Below are 11,754 nucleotides of genomic sequence, written 5' to 3'. Positions count from 1 at the left end.
CGGACAATGGCGTCCGGGGGCGGCCCGCCCCAGCTTTTAGTTTTTCCAGGACTGGTTCCAGAACCGGCTACGCCGGGATCAGCGGGCGGCTGACCCGCAGCTCCAGCGCAGTCCTGGCGGCCGGCCACTCCTCGTTCAGCAGGGAGTAGAAGGCGGTCCCGCGGACTTCCCCGTCGAGCCCGCGGCTGTGCGCCCGGTGGACTCCGTCGAGGACCGCGCCCAGCCGCTCGATCGCCGCGCGGGAGCGCGCGTTCCTGGCGTCGGCGCGCATGGAGACCCGGCGCACGCCCCAGGTCTCGAACGCGTGCCGCAGCATCAGCAGCTTCGCCTCGGTGTTGATCCCGGTGCCCTGCGCCCGCGCCGAGAGCCAGGTGGCGCCGATCTCCGCGGCGTCCGGCACCGCCGAGGCCGGATCGCCGACCGGTCCGCGCGGGACCGGAGGCCAGATCACCGGCCCCTGCCAGTAGTCGAGCTCGCAGAACCGGGTGGAGCCGACGACCACGCCGTCGGCCGTTCGCACCGTCGCGAACGGCAGGGCGCGGCCCGCCTCCTGGGCGGCCAGGGCTTCGGCGACATAGCGGGCGGTCGCCTCCGTCCCGTGCGGGACCGGGGTGAACGCATAGCTGCCGCGATCCTCCGCGGCGGCTGTGGTCAGCGCCTCGATGTGGCGCTCCGCGAGGGGTTCCAGCCGCACGGTGCGGCCATGGAGGTAGACAGGAAGAGGCACGGCCTTGTGTCCTTCAGGCGGCGGGACAGGGGGGTGCGCCCTGCGGGTCCGGGTACGGCGACGGAGCGCGTCAGCCGTGGCGGCGCAGGGAGCGGGGGGACAGTGTCTGTCCGGGAGATGGCCGAGGAAGGAACGAGTGCGCGAAGGACAGCGGGCGGCCAGGTGAAGGCAAGGTGCGATGCGTGGATACGTCAGGACGTGCGAGGGTAGAGCGGTGCCAAAGGCTTGCTGCACGGCATCGATGCGGTGCAGCGAGAGGACCATACCGGCCCCGGGCGGTCAAGTCACCACGCGCCGCGCCCGACTTCCGGGCGCTGGTTCCGTGCGGGAACGATGCCGGGTTTCCCGCGTGTTCGGGAATGCGGCACAAGCCATGGGCGCTGCTGATGGAATAGTGGAGTCTGCGCGCGGTTCAGGGCGCGGACCTCGGGAGATTGGGTTCACCGTGCTTGATCCGCAGGCGCTGTACGCATTCGAGCCGGAGGCGCTGGCCGCCGTCGGGGCGGCCTTCGGCACGTCCGGTGGTGAGACCGGCCAGGAGGGTGACGGCGGGGCCGAGGGCGAGGCTGTTCCCGGCCTGGCCGGGGGCGCGGCCAAGGGCCCGGTCCTGCTGCACTTCTTCGAGGGCTTCATGGACGCCGGCGAGGTCGGCGAGCAGGTGGTGGACCACCTGCTGGAGGACCCGGCGCGCAAGCTGCTGGTGCGCTTCGACGCGGACCGGCTGGTGGACTACCGGGCCCGGCGCCCGGCCATGGTCTTCGACCGCGACCGCTGGGACTCCTACGAGGCCCCGACCATCGACCTCTACCTGCTGCACGACTCGGCCGGCGCGCCGTTCCTGCTGCTGAGCGGCCCGGAGCCGGACGTGGAGTGGGAGCGCTTCGCCGCGGCCGTGCGCCAGGTGGCGGAGCAGTTCGGGGTACGGCTCGCGGTGAACTTCCACGGCATCCCGATGGGCGTCCCGCACACCCGCCCGGTGGGGCTGACCCCGCACGGCAACCGGGAGGACCTGCTCGGGCTATACCCGCGCTGGTTCGACAAGGTCCAGGTCCCGGCCAGCGTCGCGGCGATGCTGGAGTTCCGGCTCGCCGAGGCGGGCCACGACGTGCTGGGCTTCGCCGCGCACGTCCCGCACTACCTCGCCCGTACGCCGTATCCGCAGGCCGCGGTGGCCGTGCTGGAGGCCGTGCAGGCCGCGACCGGCCTGGTGCTGCCGGGGGTGTCGCTGCGGGCCAAGCTGGACGAGGTCCGCACCGACATCGACCAGCAGCTCGCCGAGGGCGACGACGAGCTGCGCAGCGCCGTGGGCGGCCTGGAGCAGCAGTACGACGCGGTGGCGGGGGCCTCCGACCGGGAGAACCTGATGGCCGAGCCGGTGGACCTGCCGTCGGCGGACGAACTGGGCCGGGCCTTCGAGGAGTTCCTGGCCGAGCAGGGCGAGAGCCCCAACGAGGGCACCACCGGCCTCTGAGCCGAAAGCCTGCGCGGGCCCGGCTCAGGCCTTGTCGGCCGGGATCCAGGGCGACGGGAGTGTGTTCTTGGACACCGGGCCGCGGGCGGGCTTGGTGGTGGGCTTCGGCTTGGGCGGGGCGACCACGTGCGGCGGGTCGAGGTGGGTGCTCAGCCACGGGAAGACCGTGGGGTACATCCGCATCCAGGTGTGCCAGCTGTGGCCGCCGGTGGGCAGGATGTACGGCGGGGCGACCGTGGTGGGCCACTTCGCGGCCTTGCGCAGGGCGTTGAGCTGGCCGACCTTGCTGAACCGGTCCTGCGCGCTGGTGGCGACGAACAGCGAGACGTTGGGCTTCTTCCCGGTCAGCCAGAGCGGGCTGTTCTCCTGGCGCAGCTTGGTGTTGGTGAGCACCTTGGGGTCGCCGGCGAGCTCGTCCGGGTCGAGCGCCGCCCCGTTCGCGAAGGTGTTCGGGTACTGCATCGGGAGCTTCAGCGCGCAGAGGCCGCCGGTGGAGAGGCCGACCAGGCCCCAGCCCTTGGCGTCGGGCAGGGCCCGGAACTGGGTCTTGATCAGCTGGGTCACGTCCTGCGCTATCCAGGTGGCGTTCTTCCGGGCCGGGGTGTCGCTGCAGTCGGTGTCGATGCCGCCGGGGTTGATCACCGGCATCACCACGATGGCGGGGTTGATCATCCCGGACTCCATCATCTTCGCCAGGTCGTCCGGGATCCCGCCGCCCTCGACCCATGACTGCGGGGAGCCGGGCACCCCGTGCAGCAGCACGATCACCGGGAACTTCTGGTGCCGGTACGCGGGCTCGTCGTACTGTGGCGGAGTCCAGGCCAGCACCTGTCCGGAGAGCTTGGAGTGCTCGCCGTGGAAGTAGGTCTCCAGCAGGCCGTTGCTGCCCCTGGTGAACATCGCGCGACCGGCCGGCGGCCCTGGCATGGCCGCGGTGGGACTGCCGTTGTCGCGGCCCAGCAGGTCGTTCCAGGAGGTGTAGAGGCCGTAGCTGTTGTTGATCCACGCCGCCATCACCGCGATCGCGGTGAACTGGCAGATGGCGATCATGACCAGCCGCAGCCCCCAGCGCAGCGGCCGCGGTCCGCGGACCACGCCCCAGGTGACCAGGGTGCCGATGACCGCTGCCGCGGTGGCGAAAATGAGCAGGTAGAAGAAGGCGGTCCCGGTCAGGCTCACGGGTGTGCTCCACCTCTCGACATGCATGTACGGGCACCTCGTGGCAACCCTTGGTTCAAAGGAACCCTAACTGACCCAAGTTGGCGTTTTTGCTGACCAGGAGGCTCTCTTACACAGTTGTGACACGAACTGCGGGGAGGCGTGGCGGGAGTGTGCGGGAGGTGTGGCGGCGGCCCGTCGCTCTTACCTGTCGTTCATGTGCGCGCCCGGAGCCGGTGCATATCATTCGGTTCGTCGGTACGTCAGCCCGAAAGGAGCAGGTCCAGGTGACCCGTTCGCAGTTGCGCGTACTCACCCGGGTCGCCGGAGTACTGGTTTTCGGGGTGTGCTTCGTGCTCGTGCTGCAGTGGGCCCGGCCCGGCGACAGCGGGGCCAGCAGTTCGACTCCGCCCCCGCGCCGGGCGGTCGCCGACTCCAGCACCGACATCCCGGTCGGATTCGCGGGTCCGGCCGCCTCGCTGTCCGCCAACAGCAAGCCTTTCGACGGGCTGCCCAGCGTCGGGGCGATCTTCTTCACCGATGCCCAGGGGCACTCCACGCACCACCACGGCTGCACCGCCACGGTGGTCGCCAGCGCTGTCGGCAGCATCGTGGTGACGGCCGCGCACTGCCTCTCCGACCCGGCCGCCGGGGTGCCCGCGGCGCCGTCCGCGCCGGTGCTGTTCGTCCCCGGCTACCACGACGGCAAGGAGCCCTACGGGGAGTGGGCCGCGACCAAGGTCCTGGTCGACCCGCACTGGGCGGCGACCAGCGACCCCGCCTACGACGTGGCGTTCGTGCTGGTCAGCAAGGTCGGCGCGGCCTCGGCCCGGCTTGAGGACGTGGTCGGCGCGCAGGCCGTCGGCTTCTCCCCGCAGCGGCCCGAGCCGGTCGGGGTGATCGGCTACCCCACCGACACCGAGAAGCCGGTCGCCTGCCGCAACACCCTGAAGGCCTTCACCGCGACCCAGTCCGAGTTCGACTGCACCGGGTTCGCCGACGGCAGCAGCGGCGGACCGATGCTCGCCGACGTGGACCCGCAGACCGGCGAGGGCACCCTGGTCGGTGTGGTCGGGGGCTACCAGCAGGGCGGGGACACCCCGGACATCTCCTTCGCCAGCTACTTCGGCCCCGCTGTGAAGGCCCTCTACGCCCAGGCCGTCGCCGCCACCACAGCATGACCTGGCTCCTCCCGGACACTCTTACCAGGACCGGTCTTACCCGGACCCCGCTCTTTCGGCCGCTCTCCTGCCGGGGCGGCCGGGGGTGAGGGCGGGGAAACGCCGTGTGACGGGCGCGCAACTACGGGGAAACACCGTTGCGGCAGGCTGGTCGGTATGACGCCGACCGACACCTCCTCCGAGTGGGTCCCCTTCGGCAGCAGTCATGCCGAGCTGATCGCCGAGATCGCCGACCGCTTCGCCCCGGGCCAGGCAGGCCCCCGGGCCGTTCGGGGGCGTATGGGAGCGGCCGGGCGGCGTGCGCAGCGGGACGCGCGCCCGGTCCTGGTCGCCGTCGCCCACGGCTCCCGCGACCCTGCCGCGCGTACCACCATGTGCCTGCTGCTCGACCAGGTCCGCGCCCTGCGCCCCGGCCTGGACGTACGGCTGGCGCACCTGGGCCTGAACGAGCCGCTGCTCGACGACGTCCTCGGTGAACTGGCGGGCAGGCGGGCCGGCGGCTCGGCCGTGCTGGTGCCGCTGCTGCTCGGACGCGGGTACCACGTGCGCTGCGACCTCCCCGAGGCGATCGCCCGGCACCCGCGTCTTGACGCCTCCGCCGCCGCGCCGCTCGGTCCGCACCCGCTGCTCGCGGAAGCCCTGCGGCAGCGGCTGGCCGAGACCGGCTGGGACGAGCCCGAGACCACCCGGGTCCGCCGCCGCGACGCCAGGGACGCCGTGGTGCTCGCCGCCTCCGGCTCCAGGGACCCGGCCTCGGCCAAGGACGCGCAGACCCAGGCGCTGCTGCTGGCGGCCCGGCTGCGGGTCCCGGTCGTACCCGCGTACGTCTCCGCCGCCGCGCCGACCGTGCCGCAGGCGGTGGCCGCGCTGCGCGACCGCGGCTACCGGCGGATCGCGCTGGCCTCCTACTTCACCGCCCCCGGCGACTTCGCCCGGCTGGCCGCGGCCGACGCGCCCTGGCTGGTCGCCGCCCCGCTCGGCGCGCAGGAGGCGATGGCCGCGCTGCTGCTGGAGCGCTACGACGCGGTGGTGTCGGCCCGTAGCGCGGTGCCCGCGGCGGTCTGACACGGGCTGCGGGTAGCGGTTCCCGCCATGCTCCGGGCCGCGGTCCGATGGTGTGTCAGGTCCGGGCTGTCGGACGCGGCGGTTACGGTTGCCGGATATGGACGACACGGAACAGGTCAGTACCGAGTACAGCGCCGCCGCCCAGGCCCGCTGGGTGGACGAGCCGGACAAGCGCCCCGGCCGGACCGCCTTCCAGCGCGACCGGGCCCGAGTGCTGCACTCCGCCGCGCTGCGCCGGCTGGCCGGCACCACCCAGGTGGTCGCCCCGGCGGCCGGCGACTTCCGCGGACCCGGCTCACCCACTCGCTGGAGTGCGCCCAGATCGGCCGGGAGCTGGGCGCCGCGCTGGGCTGCGACCCGGATCTGATGGAGACCGCCTGCCTTTCCCACGACATCGGCCACCCGCCGTTCGGCCACACCGGCGAGCAGGCCCTCGACCTGGCCGCCGCCTCCTGCGGCGGCTTCGAGGGCAACGCCCAGAGCCTGCGGATCCTCACCCGGCTGGAGCCGAAGCGCTTCAGCGCGGGGGACGGGGGGCGCAGCGTCGGGCTGAACCTGACCAGGGCCGCCCTGGACGCCGCCACCAAGTACCCGTGGACCAGGGGCAGCCACCCCGAACTGCCGCACAAGTACGGCGTCTACAGCGACGACCAGGCCGTCTTCGACTGGCTCCGGGAGGACGCCCCGGCCAACCGGGGCGGCTTCGAACGCTGCTTCGAGGCCCAGGTGATGGACTGGTCCGACGACGTCGCCTACTCGGTCCACGACGTCGAGGACGGTCTGCACGCCGGGCATGTGGCCCCGGCCGCGCTGCGCTCCCCGACCGAGCGGGCCGACCTGTTCGCGGTGGCCCAGCGCTATGCGCCGGACGCCGAGGAGGGCGAGCTGGCCGAGGCGCTGGACCGGCTCCAGGCCGAGGAGTGGTGGCCCAGCGGCTACGACGCCTCGGCCCGGGCCCGGGCCGCGCTCAAGGACACCACCAGCCAGCTGATCGGCCGCTTCTGCACCGCCGCCGAGCAGGCCACCCGGGAGCGCTACGGGCCCGGCCGGCTCACCCGCTACGGCGCCGACCTGATCGTCCCGCGCCCGCAGCGGACCGAGTGCGCGGTGCTCAAGGCGGTCGCGGTCCGCTATGTGATGCAGCGGGACGACCAGGCGCAGCTGCGCACCTGGCAGCGCACGGTCATCGGCGAGCTGGCCGAGGCGCTGCTGGCCTCCGCGCCGGACGGCCTCGACCCGGTGTTCCAGGCGCTGTACCAGGAGGCCGCGGACGACGCCGGCCGGCTGCGCGCGGTGGTCGACCAGATCGCCACCCTCACCGACGCCTCCGCGGCGGCCCGGCACCGACTGTTGGTCGGCGCGCCCCGGGAGCAGGCGGCGCTCGAGTAAGTCTGCATGCGCCCTTCACCGTTCGGTGCGGGTGCGGGAGGCTGCTGTGACCACTCCACGCTGTGACGACGTCAAGGACGACGTCGCGACCTGACAGGAGACCACCCGTGGTGGACGCACACGAGACCCATGTCATCGTCGGAGCCGGCCTGGCCGGGGCCAAGGCCGCGGAGACGCTGCGCGCCGAGGGCTTCACCGGCCGGGTCATCCTGGTCGGCGAGGAGCGCGAACCCCCGTACGAGCGCCCCAAGCTGTCCAAGGAGTACCTGGCCGGCTCGGCTCCGCGCGAGGAGCTGTTCGTCCATGAGTCGCCCTGGTACGCCGCGCACGAGATCGAGCTGCGGCTGGGCTCCCCGGTCACCCGGCTGGACCGGGCGGCGCGGGCGGTGGAGCTCGGCGACGGCACCGTGCTGACCTACGACCGGCTGCTGCTGGCCACCGGGTCCGCGCCGCGCACCCTGGACGTCCCCGGGATCGAGCTGGGCGGTGTGCACTACCTGCGCCGGCTGCACGACTCGGAGCGGCTGCGGGCCACCCTGCAGACCCTGGGCCGGGAGAACGGGCGGCTGCTGCTGGTGGGCGCGGGCTGGATCGGCCTGGAGGTCGCCGCCGCCGCCCGCGGCTACGGCGCCGAGGTGACCGTGGTCGAGCCGCAGTCCACCCCGCTGTTCGGCGCACTGGGCCCCGAGCTCGGCGCCTTCTTCACGCATCTGCACGAGGACCGCGGGGTGCGGTTCCACTTCGGCGCCTCGGTCACCGCGATCGAGGGCGAGGACGGGATGGTGCTGGCCGCGCACACCGACGACGGCGACGAGCACCCGGCGCACGCCGTGCTGGTCGGCATCGGCGCGGCCCCGAACACCGCCCTGGCCGCCGCGGCCGGGCTGGAGATCGCCCCGGCCGAGGACGGCGGCGGCGTCGCTGTGGACGCCTCGCTGCGCAGCTCGGACCCGGTGGTCTTCGCGGCCGGCGACGTGGCCTCCGCGGAGCACCCGCTGTTCGGCCGGCGGCTGCGGGTGGAGCACTGGGCCAACGCCCTCAACGGCGGCCCGGCGGCGGCCCGGGCGATGCTCGGCCGGCAGGTGGTCTACGACCGGGTGCCCTACTTCTTCTCGGACCAGTACGACGTCGGCCTGGAGTACTCCGGCCACGCCGCCCCCGGCTCCTACGACCACGTGGTGGTGCGCGGCGACGCGGGCAAGCGCGAGTTCATCGCCTTCTGGCAGGGGCCGGGCAACCAGGTGCTGGCCGGGATGAACGTCAACGTCTGGGACGTGGCGGGGGTGCTCCAGCAGCTCATCCGCTCCGGCCGCCCCATCGACCCGGACCGCCTCGCCGACCCCTCCGTCCCGCTCGCGGAACTGTAGGGCTCCTGGGTAGTGCCGTACTGACCCTCCAGTGCTGTCACTCCCCGGGCATACACTGCTGGGCGTGGCAGGTCGGATCAAGGACGAGGACGTGGACGCGGTCAGGGCCGCCGTCCGGATCGACCATGTGGTGGGGGAGTACGTCCAGCTCGCCAACGGCGGCGGCGGCCAGCTGAAGGGCCTCTGCCCGTTCCACGACGAGAAGTCCGCGTCCTTCTACGTCAACCCCAGCAAGGGCGTCTACAGCTGCTTCGGCTGCCAGGAGAGCGGCGACACCCTCGGCTTTGTGATGAAGATCGAACACCTGTCCTTCGTCGAGACCGTGGAGCGCCTGGCCGGGCAGGTCGGGATCACCCTGCGCTACGAGGGCGGCGGCTACCAGCCGGGCCAGCAGAAGGGCGAGCGGACCAGGCTGCTGGAGATCAACAAGATCACCGCGGCCTGGTTCACCGAGCAGCTGAGCAGCCCGGAGGCGGAGATCGCCCGCCGCTTCCTCAAGGAGCGCGGCTTCGAGGCCGAGGCCGCCGTGCACTTCAGCCTGGGCTACGCCCCCGGCGGCTTCGAGAACCTCACCCGCTTCCTGCGCGGGCGCGGGTTCAGCGACCGCGAGCTGCTGCTGTCCGGGGTCTGCTCGGAGGGCCAGCGCGGCGCGATGGACCGCTTCCGGGGCCGGCTGATCTGGCCGATCCGGGACATCACCGGCGAGGTGGTCGGCTTCGGCGCGCGCAAGCTGCGCGAGGACGACAACGGCCCCAAGTACCTGAACACCCCGGAGACCCCGCTCTACAAGAAGTCCAACGTCCTCTACGGCATCGACCTCGCCAAGAAGGACATCGCCAAGACCGGCCGGGCCGTCGTGGTCGAGGGCTACACCGATGTGATGGCCTGTCACCTCGCGGGCGTCACCACGGCGGTGGCCACCTGCGGCACCGCCTTCGCCGAGGACCACATCAAGATCCTGCGCCGGCTGCTGATGGACACCTCGCAGTACCGGGGCGAGATCGTCTTCACCTTCGACGGCGACGCGGCGGGCCAGAAGGCCGCGCTGCGCGCCTTCGAGGACGACCAGAAGTTCGCCGCGCGGACCTCCATCGCGGTCAGCCCCGGCGGGATGGACCCCTGCGAGCTGCGGCTGGCCCAGGGCGACGAGGCGGTCCGCACCCTGATCGAGAACCCGGTCCCGCTGTTCCTGTTCGCCATCCGGGCCGCCGTCGCCACCCACAACCTGGAGACCGCGGAAGGCCGTTCGGCCGCGCTGGAGCAGGCCGCGCCGATCGTGGCGCAGATCAAGGACCAGTCGATCCAGCACGACTACGCGGTGCAGCTGGCCGGGATGATCGGCATCCTGGACGAGCCGTTCGTGGTCCGCCGGGTGTCCCAGCTGGCCCGCTGGCAGCGCGAGCGGGACCAGCAGAAGGACCGCAACGGCAACCGCCCCGGCGAGCGCCGCAGCTACGGCGCCCCGGCGCCGGTGGCCGCCGCGCCGATGCGGCCCGCGTACCGGCTGAACCCGCGCGACCCGGCCCAGTTCGTGGAACGGGAGCTGCTGAAGCTCGCGCTCCAGCTGCCGGCCCTGGTCGCGCCCACCTTCGACTTCTACGCCCAGGACGAGTTCCCGACCCCGCCGTACGGGCAGGTCCGGGCCGCCATCGCCGCCGCCGGCGGGGTGGCCGCCGGGGTCGCTGCCCCGGACGCCTGGTCCGGGCTGGTCCGCGCGGCCGCGCCGGACGACGGGGTGCGCGGGCTGATCACCGAGCTGACCGTCGAGCCGGTCCGCACCCGTCGCGCCGCCGACGCCATGTACGCGGGGGAGTTCCTGGTCAAGCTGCGGCTCCAGGCGGTGGACCGCAGGGTCGCCGACTGCCGGGCCCACCTCCAGCGGCTCGGCCCGCGGGCCACCCCGGAGCAGCTCTCCGCGGTCCAGGGCGAGCTGTGGGCGCTCCAGCAGTACGGTCAGGGCCTGCGCGAGCGCGGGGCCTCGGCGCTCTGAGCCGTCCGGCCCGGTGCGGAGGGGTACGGAGAAAGTCTGCGCACACCCCTCTGCCTGAACGTCAGCAGGGGAGCACACTGGGTTGCGGTACCCCCGCGCGGCCCCACCTCGCCCCTCCCGCACCGCAGCTCCCGCAGCCCCGCACCGTGCCGTCCCCCCGGCACCGCGCAGCACTCGCACCCCCACCGCACAGTCCTAGTCGCAGCCCCGGCCAGCAGGCGCCGGCCCCTCACTCCGCAGAGCGATCCCCGGTGCCGGAAGGGAAGGACGTGGACCTAGCCACGGCCATCCGCCCAGCCCACCAGGACACCCTCCGACCCTCCGACGACGGCGTACCCTCCCGCGACGGCGCACCCTCCGACGACGGCATGCCCTCCGAGCCCGCCGAGCCCCCCGTGCCGCTCGCCGACGAGCCACCGCCGGAGGCCCTCGTGGAGACCGACGACCGCTCGGACGAGCCCCCGGCCGCCGCGATCGACGACACCTCGAGCCCCTCCGCGGACCTGTTCCGCCAGTACCTGCGCGAGATCGGCCGGATCCCCCTGCTCACCGCCGTGCAGGAGGTCGAGCTGGCCCGGGAGGTCGAGGCCGGGCTCTTCGCCGAGGAGTACCTCAACGCGCACCCCGGGCTCGCCGACGACCGGCTGGTGTCGGACCTCGACCGGCTGATCGTGCTGGGCCGGATCGCCAAACGACGGCTGATCGAGGCCAACCTCCGGCTGGTCGTCTCGGTGGCGAAGCGCTACGTCGGCCGCGGGCTGACCATGCTGGACCTGGTCCAGGAGGGCAACCTCGGCCTGATCCGCGCGGTGGAGAAGTTCGACTACGCGCGGGGCTACAAGTTCTCCACCTACGCCACCTGGTGGATCCGGCAGGCGATGAGCCGGGCCCTGGCCGACCAGGCCAGGACCATCCGGGTGCCGGTGCACGTGGTGGAGCTGATCAACCGGGTGGTCCGGGTGCAGCGGCGGCTGCTCCAGGAGCGGGGCCAGGAGCCCACCCCGGCGGAGGTGGCCGCGGTCCTGGAGATCACCCCGGCCAGGGTCACCGAGGTGCTGCGGCTGGCCCAGGAGCCGGTCTCGCTGCACGCGCCGGTCGGCGAGGAGGACGATGTCGCCCTCGGCGACCTGATCGAGGACGGCGACGCGGCCTCCCCGGTGGAGTCCGCCGCGTTCATCCTGCTGCGGCAGCACCTGGAAGCAGTGCTCTCCACCCTGGGCGAGCGCGAACGCCGGGTGGTCCAGCTCCGCTACGGGCTGGTGGACGGCCGTCCGCGCACCCTGGAGGAGATCGGACGGCTGTTCGGTGTCACCCGCGAGCGGATCCGCCAGATCGAGTCCAAGACCCTCAACAAGCTGCGCGACCACGCCTTCGCCGACCAGCTCCGCGGCTACCTGGACTGACCT

General features: G+C 73.0%; 9 protein-coding genes. 7 read left to right on the top strand and 2 right to left on the bottom strand.

Annotated elements, in window-relative coordinates; genetic code table 11:
* Positions 1-67: 67 nt before the first annotated feature.
* The gene (locus tag ACXKR8_RS15910) at positions 68-727 is read right to left on the bottom strand and encodes a GNAT family N-acetyltransferase (RefSeq protein ID WP_458273561.1); all 660 of its coding nucleotides are present in this window, start codon (positions 725-727) and stop codon (positions 68-70) included.
* Positions 728-1,172: 445 nt separating this feature from the next.
* Between ACXKR8_RS15910 and ACXKR8_RS15905 the strand changes: the two genes are divergently transcribed.
* Entirely contained in the window at positions 1,173-2,198 is a 1,026-nt protein-coding gene (locus tag ACXKR8_RS15905; RefSeq protein WP_458273560.1) for a proteasome assembly chaperone family protein, read from the top strand.
* Between the two features lie 24 nt (positions 2,199-2,222).
* Here ACXKR8_RS15905 and ACXKR8_RS15900 read toward each other — a convergent pair whose 3' ends face one another.
* A complete protein-coding gene (locus ACXKR8_RS15900; RefSeq protein ID WP_458273559.1) occupies positions 2,223-3,377 on the bottom strand; it encodes an alpha/beta hydrolase in 1,155 nt (384 codons plus the stop codon).
* 266 nt (positions 3,378-3,643) lie between these two features.
* Between ACXKR8_RS15900 and ACXKR8_RS15895 the strand changes: the two genes are divergently transcribed.
* The 6 genes from ACXKR8_RS15895 to ACXKR8_RS15870 all read left to right on the top strand — a co-directional run bounded on the left by ACXKR8_RS15895 (position 3,644) and on the right by ACXKR8_RS15870 (position 11,751).
* Entirely contained in the window at positions 3,644-4,537 is an 894-nt protein-coding gene (locus ACXKR8_RS15895; RefSeq protein ID WP_458273558.1) for a trypsin-like serine peptidase, read from the top strand.
* A 156-nt stretch (positions 4,538-4,693) separates the two neighbouring features.
* On the top strand, positions 4,694-5,602 hold the full coding sequence (locus tag ACXKR8_RS15890) for a sirohydrochlorin chelatase (RefSeq protein WP_458273557.1): 909 nt from the start codon (positions 4,694-4,696) through the stop codon (positions 5,600-5,602).
* Between the two features lie 27 nt (positions 5,603-5,629).
* Positions 5,630-6,991 carry a deoxyguanosinetriphosphate triphosphohydrolase gene (locus ACXKR8_RS15885; protein WP_462100535.1) on the top strand — a complete coding sequence of 454 codons (1,362 nt, stop codon included), beginning with the start codon at positions 5,630-5,632 and terminating at the stop codon, positions 6,989-6,991.
* A gap of 107 nt (positions 6,992-7,098) precedes the next feature.
* On the top strand, positions 7,099-8,358 hold the full coding sequence (locus ACXKR8_RS15880) for an NAD(P)/FAD-dependent oxidoreductase (protein WP_458273555.1): 1,260 nt from the start codon (positions 7,099-7,101) through the stop codon (positions 8,356-8,358).
* Between the two features lie 64 nt (positions 8,359-8,422).
* Positions 8,423-10,348, top strand: a complete 1,926-nt coding sequence (gene dnaG / locus ACXKR8_RS15875; RefSeq protein WP_458273554.1) for a DNA primase — start codon at positions 8,423-8,425, stop codon at positions 10,346-10,348.
* Positions 10,349-10,617: 269 nt separating this feature from the next.
* Positions 10,618-11,751, top strand: coding sequence for an RNA polymerase sigma factor (locus tag ACXKR8_RS15870; RefSeq protein ID WP_458273553.1), 1,134 nt, complete (start codon positions 10,618-10,620; stop codon positions 11,749-11,751).
* Positions 11,752-11,754 lie beyond the last annotated feature (3 nt).

This window comes from Streptacidiphilus sp. PAMC 29251, from assembly GCF_054208735.2.
This window is presented reverse-complemented; position numbering and strand designations above follow the sequence as displayed.